General features: G+C 44.9%; 21 protein-coding genes. 9 read left to right on the top strand and 12 right to left on the bottom strand.

The genetic code is table 11. The annotated features are described in order from the left end of the window. Positions 1 to 144: 144 nt before the first annotated feature. The 4 genes from hutH (at position 145) to KIH41_RS14315 (ending at position 5669) form a co-directional block, all read left to right on the top strand. Entirely contained in the window at positions 145 to 1671 is a 1527-nt protein-coding gene (gene hutH, locus KIH41_RS14330) for a histidine ammonia-lyase (protein ID WP_214162819.1), read from the top strand. A 19-nt stretch (positions 1672 to 1690) separates the two neighbouring features. Beyond that, positions 1691 to 3367, top strand: coding sequence for a urocanate hydratase (hutU, locus tag KIH41_RS14325; protein ID WP_213944308.1), 1677 nt, complete (start codon positions 1691 to 1693; stop codon positions 3365 to 3367). Position 3368: 1 nt separating this feature from the next. Further along, positions 3369 to 4592: an imidazolonepropionase gene (gene hutI / locus KIH41_RS14320; RefSeq protein WP_214162818.1), complete on the top strand. Its 1224-nt coding sequence runs from the start codon at positions 3369 to 3371 to the stop codon at positions 4590 to 4592. Between the two features lie 78 nt (positions 4593 to 4670). After that, entirely contained in the window at positions 4671 to 5669 is a 999-nt protein-coding gene (locus tag KIH41_RS14315) for a formimidoylglutamase (protein ID WP_214162817.1), read from the top strand. Here the strand turns inward: KIH41_RS14315 and gldD are convergent. Further along, a complete protein-coding gene (gldD, locus tag KIH41_RS14310; RefSeq protein WP_213944311.1) occupies positions 5659 to 6231 on the bottom strand; it encodes a gliding motility lipoprotein GldD in 573 nt (190 codons plus the stop codon). The two genes, KIH41_RS14315 and gldD, sit on opposite strands and share 11 nt — an antisense overlap. A gap of 162 nt (positions 6232 to 6393) precedes the next feature. Here gldD and KIH41_RS14305 point away from each other — a divergent pair, with 162 nt between their 5' ends. Next, the gene (locus KIH41_RS14305) at positions 6394 to 7704 is read left to right on the top strand and encodes a ferredoxin reductase family protein (protein ID WP_214162816.1); all 1311 of its coding nucleotides are present in this window, start codon (positions 6394 to 6396) and stop codon (positions 7702 to 7704) included. Between the two features lie 319 nt (positions 7705 to 8023). On the opposite strand, the gene purE is transcribed toward KIH41_RS14305, so the two are convergent. The 6 genes from purE to KIH41_RS14275 all read right to left on the bottom strand — a co-directional run bounded on the left by purE (position 8024) and on the right by KIH41_RS14275 (position 12585). Further along, positions 8024 to 8539, bottom strand: coding sequence for a 5-(carboxyamino)imidazole ribonucleotide mutase (gene purE, locus KIH41_RS14300; protein WP_213944313.1), 516 nt, complete (start codon positions 8537 to 8539; stop codon positions 8024 to 8026). Beyond that, complete coding sequence (locus KIH41_RS14295) at positions 8536 to 9681, bottom strand: 5-(carboxyamino)imidazole ribonucleotide synthase (RefSeq protein ID WP_213944314.1); 1146 nt, start codon at positions 9679 to 9681, stop codon at positions 8536 to 8538. Before KIH41_RS14295 ends, purE begins: the two co-directional genes overlap by 4 nt. 301 nt (positions 9682 to 9982) lie before the next feature. Next, positions 9983 to 10135, bottom strand: a complete 153-nt coding sequence (locus KIH41_RS14290) for a lmo0937 family membrane protein (RefSeq protein WP_143959298.1) — start codon at positions 10133 to 10135, stop codon at positions 9983 to 9985. A 178-nt stretch (positions 10136 to 10313) separates the two neighbouring features. Then, complete coding sequence (locus KIH41_RS14285) at positions 10314 to 10466, bottom strand: lmo0937 family membrane protein (protein ID WP_143959299.1); 153 nt, start codon at positions 10464 to 10466, stop codon at positions 10314 to 10316. 144 nt (positions 10467 to 10610) lie between these two features. Beyond that, positions 10611 to 10763 (bottom strand): lmo0937 family membrane protein, encoded by a 153-nt coding sequence (locus tag KIH41_RS14280; RefSeq protein ID WP_213944315.1) that lies wholly within the window; start codon positions 10761 to 10763, stop codon positions 10611 to 10613. Positions 10764 to 10830: 67 nt separating this feature from the next. Beyond that, positions 10831 to 12585: a MutS-related protein gene (locus KIH41_RS14275; protein WP_214162815.1), complete on the bottom strand. Its 1755-nt coding sequence runs from the start codon at positions 12583 to 12585 to the stop codon at positions 10831 to 10833. A gap of 57 nt (positions 12586 to 12642) precedes the next feature. Between KIH41_RS14275 and KIH41_RS14270 the strand changes: the two genes are divergently transcribed. Continuing rightward, complete coding sequence (locus KIH41_RS14270; RefSeq protein ID WP_213944317.1) at positions 12643 to 12816, top strand: hypothetical protein; 174 nt, start codon at positions 12643 to 12645, stop codon at positions 12814 to 12816. A 143-nt stretch (positions 12817 to 12959) separates the two neighbouring features. Here KIH41_RS14270 and KIH41_RS14265 read toward each other — a convergent pair whose 3' ends face one another. From KIH41_RS14265 to KIH41_RS14255, 3 genes are all read right to left on the bottom strand, one after another. Next, positions 12960 to 13832 (bottom strand): mechanosensitive ion channel family protein, encoded by an 873-nt coding sequence (locus KIH41_RS14265; protein WP_213944318.1) that lies wholly within the window; start codon positions 13830 to 13832, stop codon positions 12960 to 12962. A 74-nt stretch (positions 13833 to 13906) separates the two neighbouring features. Next, entirely contained in the window at positions 13907 to 14611 is a 705-nt protein-coding gene (locus tag KIH41_RS14260; RefSeq protein WP_213944319.1) for a methyltransferase domain-containing protein, read from the bottom strand. Next, positions 14608 to 15687 carry a type III polyketide synthase gene (locus KIH41_RS14255; RefSeq protein WP_213944320.1) on the bottom strand — a complete coding sequence of 360 codons (1080 nt, stop codon included), beginning with the start codon at positions 15685 to 15687 and terminating at the stop codon, positions 14608 to 14610. Before KIH41_RS14255 ends, KIH41_RS14260 begins: the two co-directional genes overlap by 4 nt. A 77-nt stretch (positions 15688 to 15764) precedes the next feature. Here KIH41_RS14255 and KIH41_RS14250 point away from each other — a divergent pair, with 77 nt between their 5' ends. After that, on the top strand, positions 15765 to 16655 hold the full coding sequence (locus tag KIH41_RS14250) for a UbiA family prenyltransferase (protein ID WP_214162814.1): 891 nt from the start codon (positions 15765 to 15767) through the stop codon (positions 16653 to 16655). A 4-nt stretch (positions 16656 to 16659) separates the two neighbouring features. Here KIH41_RS14250 and KIH41_RS14245 read toward each other — a convergent pair whose 3' ends face one another. Continuing rightward, on the bottom strand, positions 16660 to 17778 hold the full coding sequence (locus KIH41_RS14245) for an NAD(P)/FAD-dependent oxidoreductase (protein ID WP_214162813.1): 1119 nt from the start codon (positions 17776 to 17778) through the stop codon (positions 16660 to 16662). A gap of 121 nt (positions 17779 to 17899) precedes the next feature. Between KIH41_RS14245 and KIH41_RS14240 the strand changes: the two genes are divergently transcribed. Both KIH41_RS14240 and KIH41_RS14235 read left to right on the top strand, forming a co-directional pair. Then, complete coding sequence (locus tag KIH41_RS14240; RefSeq protein ID WP_213944648.1) at positions 17900 to 20416, top strand: zinc-dependent metalloprotease; 2517 nt, start codon at positions 17900 to 17902, stop codon at positions 20414 to 20416. 203 nt (positions 20417 to 20619) lie between these two features. After that, positions 20620 to 21048 carry a Fur family transcriptional regulator gene (locus KIH41_RS14235; RefSeq protein WP_213944323.1) on the top strand — a complete coding sequence of 143 codons (429 nt, stop codon included), beginning with the start codon at positions 20620 to 20622 and terminating at the stop codon, positions 21046 to 21048. Positions 21049 to 21137: 89 nt separating this feature from the next. On the opposite strand, the gene KIH41_RS14230 is transcribed toward KIH41_RS14235, so the two are convergent. Next, entirely contained in the window at positions 21138 to 21362 is a 225-nt protein-coding gene (locus KIH41_RS14230) for a hypothetical protein (protein ID WP_213944324.1), read from the bottom strand. Positions 21363 to 21387 lie beyond the last annotated feature (25 nt).

Genomic DNA, 21387 nt, shown 5'->3' with positions numbered 1-21387 from the left:
TGGGGAAATTTGGAGTGAGACAGAAGACGGAAGAGGGGAGACCGAAGACAGAAGACCGGAGAGAGCTGCTATTTAGCATCTAGCCTTGATTCGAGTAAAACATAGTACATAGTACTTAGTACCTAGTACAATACATAAAACAACATGGATAAAATTTCGCAGAAGAAAACCCACCAAATTGGCTCACAGTGGCTGAGTTTGCAGGAGATTGAGCATATAGTAGAGAAAAAAATGGGCATTGAGCTTTCAGAGGAGGCTATTGAAAAGATTACTGCTTGTCGGGATTACTTGGACAGGAAGATTGCCGAGGATGACGATGCACTTTTTTATGGGATCAACACTGGATTTGGATATCTTCAAAATGTAAGGATCGAAAAAGACCAGATCAGTGAGCTCCAGTATAACCTGTTAAAGTCTCACGCCTGTGGGGTGGGCGAAAAGGTGCCAAAAGCGATTGTCAAGCTCATGCTCCTGACAAAAATCCAGTCTCTGGCTTATGGCAACAGTGGTGTACAACTGATTACCGTTCAGCGATTGGTGGACTTTTATAATCATGATGTTTTGCCGGTGGTCTATCGACAGGGCTCCTTGGGGGCATCCGGTGATTTGGCCCCGCTTTCTCACCTGAGTTTGCCACTGATTGGCTTGGGCGAGGTTTATTTTGAAGGGAAAATTGTAGAGGCAGGCGAAGTTTTGAAGAATTTCAGCTGGACTCCGATTACGTTAAAGTCCAAAGAGGGCCTTTCCCTGATCAACGGGACGCAGTTTATGCTTGCCTATGGTATTCATTGTCTCATGAGCAGCAAGCGCCTTTTGGAATGGGCCGATATTATAGCAGCCATTTGTATCGATGGATTTAATTGCACCATGCAGCCATTCAACCCAAATATCCATGCCATAAGACCTCATCCGGGTCAGGTGGAGACGGCCGCCAAAATGAGAAGGCTGCTGAAAGGAAGTGAAATTGCCGAATCTAAAAGCAAGGCGGTTCAGGATCCTTATTCCTTCCGCTGCATCCCGCAAGTTCATGGGGCTTCCCGCGATACGTTTAATTATGTTTTGGGGGTTTTTGAAAGGGAAATCAATGCGGTGACCGATAACCCGAATATTTTCCCTGAGGAAGATCAAATTGTGTCAGGTGGAAATTTCCACGGACAGCCCTTGGCCTTGGGTTTTGACTTTTTGGCCATAGCCATGGCAGAAATCGGAAATATTGCTGAAAGAAGAACCTATCAGCTCCTATCAGGGCAGAGGGGTTTGCCCCTGTTTTTGATCAAAAATCCCGGTTTGCACTCTGGGATGATGATTCCCCAATATACCGCAGCCAGCGTGGTGAGTGAAAACAAGCAACTTTGCACCCCATCATCGGTGGATTCCATCACTTCCTCCAATGGGCAGGAAGACCATGTGAGCATGGGTGCCAATGGGGCAACCAAATGCTTTAGGGTGATAGAAAATGTGGAGAAGGTTTTGGCCATTGAGCTATTCTCCGCGACACAGGCTTTGGAATTCCGACGCCCGTCCAAGAGCTCAGATTTTATTGAAGGTATCGTGTCCAGCTACCGCAAGGAAGTTCCTTTCAACGATGTGGACAGGGTTTTATCCACTGACATTGCCAAGTCGATCGCCTTTATCAAAAACAAACCCGCTTTACTACAGTCATCATATTAACCATTAATTATCAACATTTATGGAAACGCTCAATAAGAAATATACCAAAGAAAAATATGCAACCCCTACCGGTACTGAGCTAACCTGCAAAGGCTGGGTTCAGGAGGCTGCCCTTAGAATGCTGCTCAACAACCTTGATCCGGAAGTGGCGGAATTGCCAGAGGAACTGATCGTATATGGTGGCCGAGGAAAGGCCGCCCGTAACTTTGAGGCTTTGGACAAAATCATCCAAGGTTTGAAGATCCTTGAGGATGACGAAACCCTTTTGATTCAATCCGGAAAGCCAGTTGGGATCGTGCCTACCCATAAAGATGCTCCAAAGGTGTTGATCTCCAATTCACAATTGGTGCCGAATTGGGCCAATTGGGAGCATTTTGATAAGTTGGAAAAGGCCGGTTTGATGATGTATGGGCAGATGACCGCGGGTTCCTGGATTTACATCGGCTCGCAGGGAATTGTACAAGGGACTTATGAAACTTTTGGAGAGTTGGCTAGGCAGCATTTCGGTGGGTCGTTGAAGGGCACTTTGAACGTTACTGCCGGTCTTGGCGGCATGGGTGGCGCGCAGCCACTGGCCATTACGATGAATGATGGGGTTTGTTTGGTCGCTGAGGTTGAAAACTGGAGAATCGAGAAGAGGCTTCAGACCAGGTATCTGGATGAAAAAATCGATGATTTGGATGAGGCCATTGACCGGGCTTTGGAGGCGAAAAAGAAAGGTGAGAGGGTTTCGATCGGTGTGCCATGCAATGCGGTTCACCTTTTGGAGAGGCTAAAGACCAGAAATGTGGTGCCTGATACCCTAACGGACCAGACTTCTGCCCACGATCCATTGACCGGATATATTCCCCACATGATTTCTCTAGAGGAATCCCTCGAATTGAGAAAAAGCAATCCGGAAAAATATGTGGAACTGGCTTATGAGTCCATGGTGGAGCATGTGAAACTTATGCTGGAACTTCAGTCCAAGGGGGCAATTACTTTTGATTACGGCAATAACCTGCGTGCCAGAGCGCATGAAAAAGGTGTGGAAAACGCTTTTGATTTTCCTGGTTTTGTGCCCGCTTACATCCGACCGCTATTTTGCGAGGGCAAGGGGCCATTCCGTTGGGCAGCTCTTTCTGGAGATCCGGCGGATATCAAGGCAACAGATGACCTGATTTTGGAACTTTTCCCTGAAAATGAAGGACTGAAAAAGTGGATAACCATGGCTCAGGACAGGATTGCTTTCCAGGGACTTCCTGCCAGAATCTGCTGGTTGGGTCAGGGAGAAAGGGAAAAAGCCGGCTTGGCTTTCAATGAATTGGTGAAAAGCGGCAAGGTAAAAGCGCCAATCGTGATCGGTCGTGACCATTTGGACACCGGTTCTGTGGCATCCCCAAACCGTGAAACCGAGGGCATGATGGATGGTTCTGATGCAGTAGCTGACTGGCCAATTTTGAATGCCTTGATGAATACCGCAGGTGGGGCTAGCTGGGTTTCTCTTCACCATGGTGGCGGGGTTGGAATGGGTTATTCCATCCATGCGGGCATGGTGATCGTGGCTGATGGTACTGATGAGGCGGCTGCCAGATTAAGGCGGGTACTGAGAAATGATCCGGGAATAGGGGTAATCCGCCATGCAGATGCGGGTTATGAAATCGCTCAAAATACGGCCAAAGAACACGGTTTGGATATGGATTCTAGATTAGGTTAATATGCTGATAAAGAATATAAAAGAATTATTTGGGGTCAGGGAAGAAACAGTTTTTCTCAAAGGAAAAGAGATGGATTCCCTGCCTTCTATAAAGAATGCATTTTTGAGGATTGAGGGAGATACCATTGTGGATTATGGCCAGATGGAAGATCTGGGCCCTCAAAACGGTGAGGAGGAAATAAATGCCGAGGGCCAGTTTATTTTGCCGGCTTGGTGCGATTCCCATACCCACCTGGTTTTTGACGGAAGTAGAGAAGAGGAATTTGTGGATAAAATCAAGGGGGTGAGCTATGAGGAAATCGCCAGAAAAGGCGGTGGAATCTTGAATTCGGCCAAAAGACTGCAAGAAGCCTCCGAAGATTCTCTATACGAACAGGCCTGGAAGAGGCTTCAGGAGGTGAAAAAACTGGGAACCGGTGCTATTGAAATCAAAAGCGGTTATGGACTGACCGTTGATGCAGAGCTTAAAATGCTGAGGGTGATCAAGAGGCTGAAGGAAAATGCCGATGTGGAAATCAAGGCGACTTTCTTGGGTGCCCATGCTTATCCAATGGAATATAAAGACAACCATCAAGGCTATTTGGATTTGGTTTGTAAGGAAATGATGCCCAAAGTGGCCCAGGAAGGTCTAGCGGAATATGTGGACATGTTTTGTGAGGCAGGGTTTTTCGGTTTGGAGGAATCCCAGCAGGTTATCGATGCGGCCAAAAAGTATGGTCTGAAGGTAAAATTGCATGCTAACCAACTTCAAAATAGCGGAGGCGTGCAGTTGGGTGTGAAAAACGGTGCGGTTTCCGTGGATCATTTGGAATGTATGGGGGAAGAGGAGATTGAGGTACTAAGAAATAGCGATACCATCCCTACCCTATTGCCATTTGCGGCGTTTTTTCTGAGATTCCCTTTCCAGCCTGCAAGGAAAATGATAGATGCCGGACTTGGGGTGGCCTTGGCGACCGATTACAATCCGGGCTCTGCGCCAAGTGGGAATATTCCGCTGATGATTGCCATGAGCTGTATCCAGATGAAGATGACGCCAGAAGAGGCCATCAATGCCGCTACAATAAATGGGGCTTTTGCCATGGGCGTGGAAAAAGAGATGGGAAGCATCACCAAAGGCAAAAAAGCCAATCTGATCTTCACCAAACCCATCCCTTCACTCGCCTATCTACCCTACGCATTCGGCAGCAATTCCATAGATAAAGTCATGATAAAAGGAAGGTTTTAAAAGCCTTCCTCCTATTTCAGTTTTCGGTCTCCGGTCTCCGGTCTTCCGTCCATCAAACGTCCAAAAACTCCCCTCCCCATGAACCACTTCCATCACTTCACTTCAGAAAATCTAAAAGAAATCGTAAACCCACGAGCAAACGAAACCAAACTCGGCGAGAAAATCAAAACCGGTTTTGAGGGTGAAAAATATGTGCTGCTCGGAATTCCGGAATCCTTCGGAGTAAAAGGAAATCTTGGCGTGGGCGGAACAGAATCCCTGTGGCCGGATTTTCTGAAGGCATTCCTCAACATCCAAAGCACCGACAAATTCCGAGGTGACGAAATTTCCATTGTGGGGCACTTCGATTTCAAGGGTTTGCTCGAGGGCCAAAAACTGCCTGTGGATAACTATCGAAAAGCGGTCGAAATTATCGATGCCGAAGTGAGTTCCTTAATTAAGGAAATAGTATTAAAAGGGAAAATTCCAATTGTCGTTGGCGGCGGTCACAACAATTGTTTCCCGATTTTGAAAGGTATAAATGAAGGGCTTACTTCCACTGGCACTTTATCCACAGTAGGTATAAATGCGATAAACCTAGATGCGCATTCTGATTTCAGGCAGATGGAAGGAAGACATAGCGGCAACGGTTTTCGCTATGCCTATGAGGCTGGATATCTGAAAAAATATGCGATTGTAGGATTACACGAAAATTACAACAGCCAAACCCTGATAAATGAGCTCACTGAAAACCAAAATGTGCATTTCAGCCTGTTTGAAGACATTTTTTTGAGAGAGGTGCAAAGTTATCCACAAGCTTTAGAGCAAGCTATTTCCTTTACCCAGAATGAAATCACGGGAATAGAACTGGATCTGGACTGTATTGAAGGGGTGCTGTCAAGTGCTGCTACTCCTTCGGGAATCAGCAGCATACAGGCAAGAAAATACCTGTTTCAGACGGCCAAAAAATGCAAAGTAGGTTACGTACATATTTGTGAAGGTGCAACCCAATTAGAAAATGGACAAAAAAAACCAGGTGCCGCCAAATTGGTCAGTTACCTGGTAAGTGATTTTATTAAGGCAAACCTTACTGTTTAAATTCCAAGGTGTTCATCAGGTGCATCATGTCTACCTTGATGTATTCAATCACCGGGGCCAGGGAGTCATTTTTGTGTGCCACATTGAAGTACAGGGCTCCCCGCAGGAAATGCTGGGTGGAATCGGTGACAAAAAACTGAAACTGCGTCGGAACTTCTCCGGAAAGCTCTGCTACCACCCCTGTGTATCCATTTGGGGTTCTGAGAATCGATTCATCGATTCCGTAGGCCTTCACTTGGTGCTTGGATGTAAGGTTAATGGCATCGGCAAGGTAACTTTTCAATTTCTCCTCCTCCCCATCAATTGGCTTGTAGGTCAAATGCACTTTGGCCTCCATATCCTTATAATTTAGATTTATCCAAGCTTCTTCATTGGGATTAAATTCGTCCGACTCGACCAGACTATGGGCAGAATGTTCAAAACTATAGGGAAAACGTGCCTCCAGCTTTTCAAATTCACGTTCTGGCAAATCGATCCGATTAAATCCCTTGGGTTTGGGAAGGTAATCCGATCCACAGGCCATGCACATCGAAACACAGGTAAGAAGGAGTAATTTTTTCATAGGCTTTCAAAGATAGGAAAACCATTGCGAAAGGCGGAAAATTCCGTTTGATAACATAAATCTTTACGCCTGTATTCATAATTTTTAACAGTTTGCGAGTTTGGCAGTTTATTGGAGAGTATGGTTAATCACTTTTAAACCTAAACCTACCCGCAGCAAGAAATGAAGTATAGCTTAAAAAAAGCATTTTTATGGTTGGGCCTCTATACGGTCCTCGCTCTCATCCCTTTGGGTATCGCCTTAATGGGCGATAGACCGGAATACAGGTCATTTTGGATTGAATTTGGGGTGGCATTAGGCTTTATTGGGCTTTCTACCATGGGGCTTCAGGCGATTTTCAGCGGCAGATATAAGTTTATCGCTCCTACATTTGGGATGGACAATATATTGCAGTTTCACCGCGAAATTGGAATCATATCTTTTTTCTTTGTATTGGCCCACCCCATTATTCTGATCCTAGCCGATCCCGAATTTATCAAATATTATGACCCAACCGTAAACTTTCCCCGGGCCATGGCGCTAAGTTTTGCCACTGTTGGCATAGTAGGCATCACCGTGACGAGTTTGTGGAGGCAGGCGTTTAAGTTAAATTATGAATGGTGGAGGCTGATACATAGCGGGGTGGGTGCTTTGTTGGTTTTTGTGGGCATCACCCATTCTGTACAGGTGGCCCATTATCTGGATGAACTTTGGAAACAAATAGCGATTGTGGTCCTTATGGGGGGATGTGTTTACGCAGTGATCCATACCAGACTGGTAAGGCTTTATCTCAACGGCAAGAAACCCTATAGAATCGTGGATATCAAAGCTGAGCGAGGCGATAGCTATACGATGACTCTGGAGGCGGATGGGTTCAAAAGAGAAGACTTTATTTCTGGGCAGTTTTTTTGGATGACCGTTGGGGACAAGGTTTTCACCCTTCAGCAGCATCCTTTTTCAATTGTTTCCAGTGATGAAAGTGATAATATCTGCTTTACTGCCAAGGTCCTGGGGGATTTTACCGCCACTTGGAAAGACATGAAACCTGGAACAAAGGTAGTTTTGGAAGGTCCGTTTGGCTCTTTTACACCTAAGGGCAATGATCCGCTATTTATGATCATGGGGGGAATCGGTGTAACGCCGGGGGTGAGTATGATCAGAAGCATGGTGGACAGAGATGACAACCGGGAAATCATTTTGGTGTATGCCAACGAACATTGGGAAGAAACCCCCTTCAGGGAGGAACTGGAGGAGCTTGACAAATTGCCCAATATTGAAGTGATCAATGTGGTGGAAAGTCCGCCTGAAGGATATGTAGGTGAGACGGGTTTTGTGGATGAAGATTTCTTCAAAAAGCACCTGCCGAAGGATAAAAACGATTTTGTCTATTACATCTGTGGGCCTGAGCCGCTCATGGATGTGAGCGAAAAGAGCCTGAGAAAGTTAGGCGTAGACTGGAGGAGAATCTATTCTGAGCGATTTGAGATTGTTTAATGAAAAAGGACACGGAGTTTCGCTGAGTTTTAAACGGAGTTTCACAGAGTTCCCTCTTCGCGGAGCACTATATTAAAATAGAAATTTAATGACGCGGTGGTCTGTCCAAAAGGTCAAAAATAATAATTAACGTATAATAGCATGTATAAAATTCTCTATAAAAATATCAGGGCGATAGCCTATTTGGTCGGAGCCATACTCGTGGGTTTTTGTGTGTGGTTTGCAATGGGGTGAAAAAATAACCGCAGAGGCCCGGAGTGCGCTGAGAAAATATGACTCTCTCTGTTACCTCTGAGTCTCTACGGGTAAGAAACCTAGTTTAATCTTCGAGTCGGTCTCTCCAGCCTTTCATTTCTACTTCACGTGCGCTTTCCTCGACTTTCTCCTTAAGATCTTTCTTATACTTGTCCAGGTTTTCGGCGATTCTTGCATCAAAAGCCCCAATCATGGAGGCGGCAAGGATTCCTGCGTTTTTGGCTCCGTCAAGGGCAACTGTGGCCACGGGTATTCCGCCTGGCATTTGCAAAATGGAAAGAATGCTGTCCCAACCATCTATGGAATTGGATGATTTTACGGGAACGCCGATTACGGGAAGTGATGTCAGGGAAGCGACCATTCCCGGAAGGTGAGCTGCCCCGCCTGCCCCGGCGATAATCACCTTGATACCTCTTTTACGTGCGTTTTCCGCATAATTGACCATCCTCATGGGTGTGCGGTGGGCTGACACAATGGTCAATTCATAACTTACCCCTAATTCATCCAATGCCTTTGCGGCCTCTGACATTATGGGCAAATCGGATTTGCTCCCCATGATGATGCCTACTTGTTTGCTCATGCTTCTGCTTTTATTTTAATCAAATTCTTAATTCTCAAAGCTTTAATTTTCAGCTCCTCAATATTTTCCTCCAAAATAGTCACGTGACCCATCTTTCGGAAAGGTTTTGTGATTTTCTTGCCGTATAGGTGGACATACACGCCCTTTTGGGTAAGCACTTCATCCAGGCCCTCAATAATGGCATCACCCTCGTGCCCGTCCTCACCGAGCAGGTTGACCATTGCCGCCGGCATTCTCAAGGTGGTGTCGCCAAGCGGCATATTTAGCACCGAGCGCAGATGCTGCTCAAATTGGGAAGTGAAATTAGCCTCAATGGTATGGTGCCCACTGTTGTGAGGTCGTGGGGCGATTTCGTTTACCAAAACCTCCCCAGTTTTGGTCACAAACATTTCCACAGCCAAAAGGCCCACCATATCCAGCTTTTCAATTACATTTTGCGCGATAGCCACTGCTCTCTCGCTAATAGCCACTGGGATATTAGCTGGGGCAAATAGAAACTCAACCAGATTAGCCGTGGGATGAAACGCGCAGGCCACCGGCGGGTAGGCAAAAAGCTCCCCTCTTTCATTGCGCGACACGATTACGGCGATTTCAGTTTCAAAGTCAACCAGCTTTTCCAAGAGCCCTTGGGAATCAAAAGCTTTATCAAAGTCAGACTCATCTCTCAAAATCTGTACACCACGGCCATCGTAGCCATCTTTGCCCAGTTTGTTTACCGCCGGAAGAAAATCCTTGAAGGATACCACATCCTCTTTATCCTCTACCAGCACAAATTCCGCCGTGGGAATATCATGTTCCTGATAGAATTGCTTCTGGGTACGTTTGTCCTGAATTAGTCTAATGATGTGGGGTTGGGGAAACACTTTTTTACCCTCTTCCTGCAGCTTTTCCAGTGCCTCCGTGTTGACGCTTTCAATTTCGATGGTGATCACATCGCATTCTTTACCGAAATTATATACCGTATCAAAGTCGGTAAGCTTTCCCTGGGTAAACTTCTGGCAAATGGTTTTGCAGGGCGCATTTGCATCAGGATCTAGGATATGGATATCGATGTTATAATTGATGGCTGATTGGATAAGCATTCTGCCCAGCTGGCCGCCACCCAATACACCTAGTGTCTGCTTTTGATAGTTGGTCTGCACGATGGTTGTTGTTTTGTTCTTTGAAGAATAAAATAATAATAAATGATGCCTGTGGCCTATTTTCCTATAATTGGGAGGACGGAAGACCGAAGACCGAAGAAAGCTCCAACCTAGCATCAAACCTAGATTCTGGCAGTTTCAATGGTTTAAAAGCTATGCGGAAATAGATATAAAATTAAGACAATTATTAGCAATGGGGAAATTTTGCCATTTAAAATGGAAATTAAGCCCTTGGGGCTCGGTTTGAAGCAAAAAAAAGGAAGCCTAAGCTTCCTTGAATTATGCACTCGTACCAGAAGGGCTACACCCTTCCACCACTTATTACTCGGAACAAAACAGCAATTACTGCCAATACTAGCAAGATGTGAATCAATCCGCCAACGCTATAAACAAAGGCGCCGAAGATCCATCCAATCACTAGGATTACGGCGATGATATAAAGTATAGATCCCATAATAAAAATGTTTAGGTGAATGAATAATTTACTTTATATTCTCAAATTTTACGCCAAATAAGAAAATTCTGTTTTTTATTTTATTGATTTTCAATATTTTGGGCAGATTTTACAGATAATACCATAAAAAAAGCACCGCTTTAATGAACGGTGCTTTTTGTTGGAATCCATCGAGTGGCTATACCCTACGACCTCCTATGATATTAAATAGTACTGCGATTACTGCTAAGACTAATAGAATGTGTATCAGCCCGCCGGCACTATAAACAAATGCCCCGAAAATCCATCCTATTACAAGGATTACTGCGATGATATAAAGAATAGATCCCATAAGTTTAATGGTTTTAGTGGTTAAAATAAGTTATTGATATTGAACAAAATTTGCGCCAAATGCATAAATAAATCAAAAAATAATTAAAATATTTATATAACTGGTAATAAAAAAACTGCTGTGAAGCGGCTTTCCAATCTATAACTATACCCTGCTTCCCCCTATGATCCGGAACAGGACTGCAATTACTGCCAACACTAAGAGTATGTGAATCAGGCCACCCACACTGTAAACGAAGGCGCCAAAGATCCATCCGATAACTAGAATCAATGCGATTATATAAAGTAATGAACTCATCTTTTTAAATATTATGTGGTTAAATGATAATTTATTTATAAAAATGACAAGTTCAGTGCCAAAATGATTAATTGAATTTTATTCCCATCAATTCCATCAATTTATGGGCGTTGAAGCTTGGACAAGGACCTTTTTTAATTTTATAATCAAATATTATTTCGTCCTGCTGTATGGTAGAATGGAAGCTGAAATTCAGAACACCTGCTATTTCCAAGTCCGCCAGCTCAATGTCATGGGTAGAGATTATACCTTTGCTTTGGGTGCTTCGAAGCTGGTTGATTAGGGCTTCACTTCCCATCACCCGATCGGTGGTATTGGTACCTTTCAGGATTTCATCCAAAAGGAAAAAGATCGGTAAACCGCTTTCGGCCTGGTCGAGCAGCTTTTTGATTCTTGCCAGCTCTGCATAAAATGAACTTACGCTTTCTCCCAAACTATCCGTATTGCGCATGCTTGTAAACAACTGGAATGGCCCTGTGGCAAAGCTCTTTGCAAATGGGCTCAGCCCCATCCCGGCAAGAACCAAGTTGATACCAATCGTACGCATGAAGGTGGTTTTGCCTGACATGTTGCTCCCGGTGAGCAGCACGATTTTTTCTCCATCCTTGAGTTCAAAATCATTGGCCACACATTTATCTGGATGAATGAGGGGGTGCTTGACTTCTTGGGCTTTTAAGTTGAATTGGGAAGTCCATTCCACCGGTGTGTGGGTGCCTTCCTGCTCGGTAAATGCTGCCAAGGACACGAGTACCTGCCATTCGTTAAAACATGTTTCCCAAAAGTGCACATGGCTTTTATTTCTTTTTTTCCACCTTTCCAATCTCCAAAGCACCACGTAATCCGTCCAGAAAAGGAAATTAAAAATCATATACACCAGGTTAGCCCTGTTTTGGACCATGAAACTTTGCTGCTCCAGGCTTTTCAGGGAATTGGAGGCCTTAAACTGATCGTCATAAATAGGCTTTTGCAGGGTTTGGAGCATCTCATCCTGAAAACTGATGCCTTCCAGGAGTCTGGCCCAAGCAGTGTAAGTTTTAAGGTCCCCTTCATCTGGCATTACCTTGCTGGCCGCCATTAGAGGACGGAGAACCCAGCTTAATACTATCGCACCGATTAGAAGCCAAAGTGAAAACCACCCTGGTGTAATGTAACCCACTATGGTAGCCAATAGGACGGCCAGACCTACGATAGGGCCAATCACCATGGGAAGGAAAAAGATATCCTTCCATTTGTTGCCGGTGTTGATCCACTCATAAAAGCCTGTCTTGGCTTTTTCCTCCTTCAGAAATGCTTTTCCAAAGGCCTCAAAATGAAGCAAAAAATCCTTTTTTGTGGATAACTCTTGGATGGCCGAATGCCTCAACTGTGATTTTTCCACAGCATGATAGGCTTTCATCTCCTGTGCCAGCAGGTATCTTCCCTCCCCACTCACGGTATGGTTGAGCAATTGAAAAAGGGAATGCTCCCCAAAAAGGTCCAGGTCGTTGGAAAATGGGTGCTTCTTATCTATGAATTCCGTCCCCTGATCAAATCTGGAAAGGTCCCTGACCTTGCGGAAATGGTTTTCATCGTTTACGGCCAAGATGCCTTTCAAAAAGGCCTGTCTGTCTTTAAGCTTGTTAAACCTTTTGATCGAAAGGACGAATAGGATGCTGACGGGGAAAAACAGAAAGAGTACCCAGCGGATTTCGCTTAGCCCCACGATGATGATGGCAAGCATGGAAAAAAATAAGACCAGTCTTGATATGGATAAGCCAGCGATTCTTTTGCTTGTTTTTTTGAGCGTAACTTCCGGCTCTTTGTAGTTAAAATCTAAGATCATAGGCCAAATATAACTAATCTGTCAAATTTTATGTTTGAAAGTAAAAACAAGCGCAAAATGGATAAGAAAAATGTAAAGCAGGATATGCCCAAGGAGGATCTTGCCGAGGAATGGGATTTCTCCGAAGGTTTCGGTGGCCTGCCTGATGATGCGGATTTGACTGGAAATATTGGATGTGCTTCTGGGAGACGGAAGGGGAAGGCAGAAAAAGATTCCGAGGATAAGGTTTAAAGGTTGAAGGGACTGATTAATGGATTAGAGTAAATACAGGGGATCTCACGTTTAATCATTAATCATCCGAAGGCGCTCAGTTCCTACCGAATATAAACTTTTAAACCGAAAAAGGCCCGCTTAATAAGCAGGCCTTTGATAGTTTAATTGGAATTCTTCTCGGGAGAGAGCGTAAGTTCCGGTTTTCCTTCGGGGAAATAGTGGTTGACATCTCGCTGTGGGAACGGTACTTCTATATCATTGGCTTCAAAAGCTTCCTTGATGGCTTCCATATTGTCCCAATATACCGGCCAAAGGTCTGCGGCATTGGCCCAGCATCTGACGGAAAGATCCAGAGAGCTGTCGCCGAAATTGGTGAAGTAAACCACCGGGGCGGGGTCTTCCAATACCCTTTCATCCTTTTTGAGCACGTCGAGGATTATCTCCCTGGTCTTTTTGAGGTCTGTGCCATAAGCCACTCCCAAACTTAACTCCACCCTACGGGTAGGCTTCATGGAGAGGTTAATGATGCTGGAATTGGCCAATCCCCCATTAGGGATGATGACTACTCGGTTATCAAAATTGCGCACCGTTGTGTAAAGGATATCGATTCTTTCCACACTGCCCAAAGTCCCTTGCGCTTCAATGGTGTGGCCAACTTTGAAAGGCTTGAAGATCAAGATCAACACCCCTCCGGCAAAATTGGACAGGGAGCCCTGCAAGGCCAGACCGACTGCCAAACCCGCGGCACCCAAAATGGCGATAAAGGAAGTAATCGGGAAGCCCAGGGTCGATGCAACGGCCAATATCAGCACCACATAAAGAATGACACGAATGAAGCTGCTTAAGAATATGGCCAGAGAAACCTCTATTTCATATTTGGTAAAGATATTATTGACGGTTTTGACCAAAAACCGGATGATATACATACCAATAAAATAATATATTAAAGCTAAAATGATGCTCGGAACGACAATCCAGGCGGCATCTATAGCCCTTCTGGTGAAATGTTCAATCGTTGCAATATCTAAGTCCATAAGTTTATTGTTGATGAAGGAAGCCCAAAATTAAAAAGATTAGGCAGATAATTAAAGGAATCGGAAGGTTTTGCTTAATGCAGACCCAGAACCTGCCAGCGAAATGCCCAGTTCCATTTAATACTGTATCTTTCCCATCCTGAAAGGTTTAAGATTTCCTCCAGCTCTTTTTCTTTGAAGCTCCTCAATACCGATATGGGCCCGTCATTTTTGACCATGGGGGATTTGGAAAACAGTTTTGTGAGCAGTTTTATACTATAGTAAGCCAAGGGGTGTCTGTGGAGGTCGTTGATCACAAAACCCAGTTGGGTATTTGCCTTGAAATTCTTGAGCATGGTGATCAATTCAGTGTCTGTAAAATGGTGGGTGAATAATGTGCATGTAATGATATCCAGCGGTCGGTCGAGAAGGTTGGTATCAAATACATCGGCCACGTGAAACTCCACATTGGGATACTCCTCCAGGTTTTTTTTTGCCAACGCAATTATGTTGGGATTGGCATCAATGGCATGAAAAGTGACATGGATCCGGTTTTTCTCCGCCCAGCGCGCCATCACTTTGATCATGTCCCCTTGTCCGCAACCAATGTCGGCGATCTGGTAATGAGGCTGTGGATAACTTCCGATAAGCTGCTCCAGACCATCGGTAGAGACCTGGTTTCCACCTAGAAGGTGATTGATGGTTTTAAGCTCTTTAAGCGTCTGGACAAGTTCCTGACCACCACAATTGAGGTCATCCATCTGCTCCCTTTCAAAACTCCGCTTCTTAAACTTGCTCATTGCTTATCCAATAAAAGTGTTTCTAGCGTCAAGCCTGGTCCAAATCCCATGGCCAGGATTTCTCCGGGATTGCCATCTTGCTTCAATATCTTTTCCAAAACAAATAGAATGGTAGCCGAGGACATGTTTCCAAAATCCCTAAGCACCTGATGGGCAAAGCAATTCTGCTCTGAATCGATTCCAAAGCTCTCCTCGACTTTTTTGAGGATCATCTTGCCTCCTGGGTGTATAGCAAAGTTCTTAATTGTGGATAACTTAAATTTTTCCTCCAATTTTTTCCCCAAAGCCTCTATTCCCTTCTCCAAAAGGCCAGGGATATATTTACTCAGTTTCATTTCAAAGCCGAAATCCCCGATATGCCAAGCCATATCCCCTTCACCTTCTCTTACCAAGTTGCTTTGGTAATCCTTGATGCCTATGCCCTGTTTGGAATTGGCCACCAAGGCCGCTGCTGCCCCGTCACCAAAAAGGGCATTGGCCAATAAGTTATCCTCGTTGTAATCTTTTTGAAAATGTATGGTGCAGAGTTCCACGCAAGCCAGCACCACTTTGGCTTCCGGATCGCTGGTGCAGATTCTATCGGCCATCTTGATAGCGGTAAATGCCGCATAGCAACCCATAAAATGGATGCAATACCGCTCGACGGTGTCCTTAAACCCCATTTTTCCCATAATTTCCAATTCCAGTCCCGGTGCATACATGCCCGTGCAGCTTACCAGGATAAGGTGGGTGACCTCTTCAGCTTTTACCTCTGAATTGGAAAGGCAATTGCTGATAGCCTTAATGGCAAGGGAAGGAGCCTCTTGCTGAAATACCCGCATCCGGTCACGGGTGGAGGGAAAGGGTTCTAGGTTTTCAGATTGGGGGAAAAAACGAAAATCTTTAAAGTCGTTTTTTTCAAAGTCCTTCAGCACACTGTATCTGTTATCAATGCCGGACTGGCTATAGACAAACTGCAGCTTTCGGGCGTCCAAAGGTCCCAAGGAGTGGGCCATCTTCATAAATTCGCCAATGGATTTTTGTTGGATGGCCGCCCCGGGGTTTGCCGTACCGATAGAAATAATGGAGTTATTCATTAATTTGATTTAAATGCCTATATTGATTACAGAAAAATACTACTAACAGCCCCCACTTAACTTTGGCATAAGCTTATATGTTTAAACTATCCAACTGGAAGCTTTTAAGAATATCATTTTCCTTTTATCTGTTGCCTGTTTTTCTGTTTGCCTTAGCCCATTCCCCCAATTTGGACGGCTTTAGGTTATTAATAGTCTTTTTAGCCTTGCATCTTTTTCTTTACCCGTCCAGCAATGCCTACAACAGCTTTTTTGACAAGGATGAGCTGAGTATTGCCGGTATCAAGCATCCACCAAAAGTAACCCCTGGGCTGCTTTACCTTTCATTTATCTTTTTGTTTACTGCACTTGTTTTGGGCGTGTGGATAAACTTAGCCTTTGCCGGCATGGTGCTTTTGTATGCCTTAGTTTCAATGGCCTACAGCCATCCTGCCATCCGGTTAAAAAAATACCCCTTTATCGGCTGGATTACGGCTGGGTTTTTTCAGGGATTGTTCACATTTGCCATGGCCTATGCTGGGCTCAACGGTTTTGGGTGGAATGTCTTTGAAAAGCCCCATGTACTGATTCCGGGGCTGCTGACCAGCTTGATGATTTTGGGAAATTATCCCCTAACTCAGGTTTATCAACATGAGGAAGATGGGCGGAGGGGTGACCGCACCATGAGTTTATACCTCGGTTACACAGGCACATTCGTATTTTCCTCCATCTGGTTTTTGATAGCCGGGGCCGGGTTTATTTATTATTTTCTGGGCCAATCGCAAATATGGGCAGTTTGGGCCTTTCTTGCCGGCGTGGCTCCCGCCATATTGTTTTTCTACACCTGGTTCTATTTTGTGAGGCAAAATGCGGAGAAATATGCCACTTACCCCTGGGCCATGTGGATGATCCGGCTTTCGGCTTTGGGACTGAATGTCTTTTTTGCCTATTACTTTCTGGAAAGGACGCAAGTTTTGCAGGTAATTTGATCCCCTAGTGAAAGGGGGCTCCGTGGGTCCTTTTCATGATGGAGTGGCCCACAGAGGGAAAGGTTTTCAATATCCCGACAGCAAGGCTTGCTGAAAAAGCAGAACCAAACAATTTTTGCACCTTGCGGCCTATCCACAATCTCCGCTTAAACCGCAGAGACCAGTGGTGGCTGTACCAGTTTTCAATAGCAGACCTCTCCTTATTGTGGATAATTGCCTCGGCGGCTAATTTGCCGGAGTGAATGGCGATGGCCATCCCATTTCCACAAAGCGGGGTAATAAGGCCTGCCGCATCCCCAGCCATCAGGATATGGTCCACCACTGGTGCCTTTTGGGAAAAATCAACTTCATTGATCACTACGGGCCTCTCCAAAAGCTGTTCGCTGTTGTGGAAAAGCTCCTTTATAAAAGGATTTTCATACAGGTACTTTTTCTCCATTTCTTCTATAGAGCCTGTCTCCCTCAGCTGTTTTTTATTGCCCAAATAGCATACATTATAAGCGCCATTTTCAATTTTGTTGATCCCAAGATATCCGCCGTTGTAATTGTGGAGGGCAACAGTATCGTGGGGGAAGTCGGTTTTCATATGGTATTTGATGCCGATGAAGGGGCTGCGGTTTTCCATAAAGGGCCGCTTGAGCGACTTGTCCATGCGGGATCTTTTGCCGAAGGCCCCTATGACCTGATCCGCCTGTAGTTCCTGTCCATTCTTTAGGAATATGGAATAAGAGTTTTCATTTGGCACATAAGCGGTTTCCAAAACCTCGGTATTCAGAAGGAATTCTACGCCTGCCTGGGTACATTTCTCAAAGAGAAACTGGTCAAAGACATACCTACTCAGGCCAAACCCGCCCAGGTCCAAGGGCATTTCTATTTTGCCGCCGCTTGGGGAGGTGAGCATAAAGCGGGTGATTTCACTTGGCTCAAGATGGCTGGGAAACAGGTCGTGTTTTTGGAGGAAAGGCCTGACTTCATTGGAGATATACTCGCCGCATACTCGGTGGAAAGGATAGGATTGCTTTTCAACCAGGGTGGTTTTATGGCCTTGGCGGGCCAGCATATGTGCGGCCGTTAGGCCTGCCAGCCCACCCCCGATGATTACAATCTTCTGTTTTTGAGCCATGCAGACCTTTTAAGAGTTTGACAAACCGTTTATCAAAAATGACAAACTGTATGGATAGGGTTTTTAATTAAAATCATATTTTGTGCCCTACAACGAAATTATCAACCCAATAAATAATAAGATGTTTTCATCCCAAAACTTAAAACATGTAATCCTCGGCTCCTTGCTGGTGGGTGCAGTCTTCGCTACCGAAGATGTGCAAGCGCAGCGCAAGAAGAAAAAAGAGGCAGAGGCCCCAGCAGCCCAGCAGGCCAAGCCAGCCGCAAGCAAAAACGGCATCAAACCTTATAGCGAAGTCATCACTGCCAAGGCCAATACAAAAGATGGCCTTTTCAAAGTACATGAAATTGACGGCAAGTATTTCTATGAAATTGCCGACTCCCTGATCGGCAGAGAAATGCTGATCGTGACCACCATCGCCAAAACAGCCGAAGGTATAGGCTATGGCGGGGAGCGCACCAACACCCAAATGGTCAGATGGGACCGTGGAAACGGCAACCGCATCAACCTGAAAATGGTCAGCTATCGCAACACAGCCGCAGACTCATTGCCAATTTACCAAGCTGTAAAGAACTCCAACTTGGAGCCAATCATCCATTCTTTTGACATCAAAGCCAAATCTGAAGACGGTGATGGCGTGGTGATCGAGGCCACAGATCTTTTCAGCAAGGATGTACAGGCTCTTGGTTTGCCAAAAAACAGAAGAGAAAGCTATAAAGTAACCCGTCTGGATAATGACCGCTCTTACATCGAGCATATCCACACTTACCCGATCAACATCGAAAGTAGGTATATCATGACCTATTTGGCGAACAACCCGCCATCCAATGCAAGCACTGGTTCTATCACGGTGGAAATGAACAGCTCCATGCTTTTGCTTCCTAAAGAGCCTATGAAGCAGCGTCTGGCCGACCGCAGAGTAGGTTGGTTCAATACATCTGTGACTGATTATGGTTTGGATGAGCAAAAGGCTACGAGAAGAACCTATTTGGATCGTTGGAGACTTGAGGTGAAGGATGAGGACATCGAGAAGTTCAAGGCAGGCGAATTGGTAGAGCCAAAGAAGCCTATTGTTTACTACATTGATCCAGCTACACCGGATAAATGGAGACCTTATCTAAAACAAGGTGTGGAGGATTGGAACAGGGCTTTTGAGGCTGCAGGTTTTAAAAATGCCATACAGGCCAAAGATGCCCCTACCCCAGAAGAAGATCCAGGATGGAGCCCAGAGGATGCGCGTTATTCCGTGATCCGCTATTTTGCTTCTGATATTCAGAATGCTTATGGTCCCCACGTATCCGATCCACGTTCTGGAGAGATTCTGGAATCTGATATCGGATGGTATCACAATGTGATGAATTTGTTGAGAAACTGGTATTTTATCCAAACCGCTGCGGTAAATCCTGATGCCAGAAATGTGAAATTCAAGGATGATGTGATGGGTAGATTGATCCGATTTGTGTCCGCTCACGAAGTTGGGCATACATTAGGTCTTCCACACAACTTTGCCTCTTCCAATGCTATTCCTGTGGATTCTCTGCGTTCTGCTGAGTTTACCCAAAAGTATGGAACGGCCCCATCCATCATGGATTACGCCAGATTCAATTACGTAGCACAGCCAGAAGACAAGGGCGTGAGCCTTTTCCCTGATGTGGGGGTTTATGATAAATATGCCATCTCTTGGGGTTACAGACCAATTTTGGAAGCTGAAACTCCTGAGGACGAGCAGCCGATCCTGAACGAGTGGATAACTTCTAAAAACGGTGACCCACTATACAGATATGGCCGTCAAGGCAATTCATATGATCCAAGTGCCCAAAGTGAGGATTTGGGTGATAATGCCATGTTGGCCTCCGATTATGGGATCAAAAACCTTAAGCGGATTATGCCTAATTTGATCGAATGGACTTTCGAAGAAGATAAGCCTTTCAAAGATTATTCAGATCTAAATGAAATGTACGGTCAGGTAATCGGTCAGTTTAACCGCTACATGGGCCATGTTAAAACCAATGTAGGCGGTGTATATGAGCGCTACAGGTCTACCGGTGACGGTGAAGGCGTTTATACCCACACTGATAAAGCTACCCAAAAAGAAGCTGTGAAATTCCTGAATAAGGAATTGTTCAATACTCCTTCTTGGTTGATCGATAATGAGATCACTGCCAGGACCGCCGATTTTGGTGCTTTGGAAAAGATCAGAAGTATTCAGGTAGGTACCCTAAACAGCATTTTGGATCATGGCAGGTTAGGACGTGTAATTGAAAATGAAGCCATCAACGGTAGCAATGCCTATAACATGGTGGAACTGTTTGATGATTTGAGAGGCGGAATCTGGACAGAGCTTAGCAATGGCGCCCAGATCGACGTTTATAAAAGAGCGCTTCAGAGAGCTCACCTGGAAAGGTTGCAGGAGTTGATGACCAAAGATGAGCCGAATGTTCCTGCTAACTTCAGAAGGTTTGTAGGCCCGCAGATCAACGCTTCGCAGTCTGATATTCGTCCGATAGTAAGAGGAGAGCTGAAAACGCTGCAAAGACAGGTAAAAGCGGCCATTCCAAGAACTTCCGACAGGGTGTCTAAGCTCCACTTGGAGGATACCTTGGAAAGGATAAATGATATTTTAAACCCGAAAGCCTAATTAATTGGGGAGTCCTTGGCTCCCCAATTTTTTTATATTTCTCGCAAAGGGGCGGAGAAAATCGGAAAGGATGCAAAGAGTTTTTAGAGAAAGTTGCAATTGAGGAGTTATCTCATATTTTTCCACCTTTCTTTTTAAAGTCATACATTAGAATTATTTTTACTGCATTACCGTTGATCAGGTAGGACAGCAAATCACAGGACATGACTTTGAAAACTTCAGATATTCTAAAAGAAAACAAACTGAGAGTTACCAGTTGCAGAAGAGATGTGTTGAAAACATTTCTTAAGCGTCAGGAAGCCCTTTCCCATGCCGATCTTGAGGAAGAGCTGAAGGAAAACTTTGACCGGGTGACCATCTATAGGACTCTGAAGACTTTCCTGGAAAATGACATGGTCCATAAAGTCCTCGATGACAGTGGTGCTACCAAATACGCTTTATGTATGCACGAGCATCATGACAGCAGCGTTCACCATAATCATAGTCACGACCACGTGCATTTCAAATGCGAAAAATGTGGAAAAACCAATTGTATAGAAGAGCTCACCCTTCCGGCCATTAGCTTACCCAAAGGCTATATTGGCAAAGAGATGAACTTGCTTGTACAGGGGGTATGTGATAAATGTAGTTAAGAGACGGAAGACGGAAGACCGAAGACGGAAGATCGAAGACGTGACACCGAAACTAGCCTGACTCGGTAGAGGCAGGACATACATGAATATCAAACCATAGGGGTGGTTTTTTTCCGTTTTGGGGCGTCTTTGGGCCAGATTACCCCTGGAGGTAAATCAATTTTTGGCGGGGTCATATCTTCTACGCCTCCATCTCCATCATCTGCGTCGTTGTTGCGGTTATTGAAGCGAGCTTTTGTCATGGTTGCTACAAAATAGATCAACACCACATAGGCAAGCGCACACAAAACCAAATCGATAAATAAGCTGCTCATGGTTAAAAGTTATTTTATTTCTACG

Origin of the sequence: Litoribacter ruber, assembly GCF_018500185.1 — a bacterium.
Taxonomy (GTDB): Bacteria; Bacteroidota; Bacteroidia; order Cytophagales; family Cyclobacteriaceae; genus Litoribacter; species Litoribacter ruber.
The sequence above is the reverse complement of the archived record's forward strand: the minus strand, read 5'-3'. Positions and strand labels throughout refer to the sequence as shown.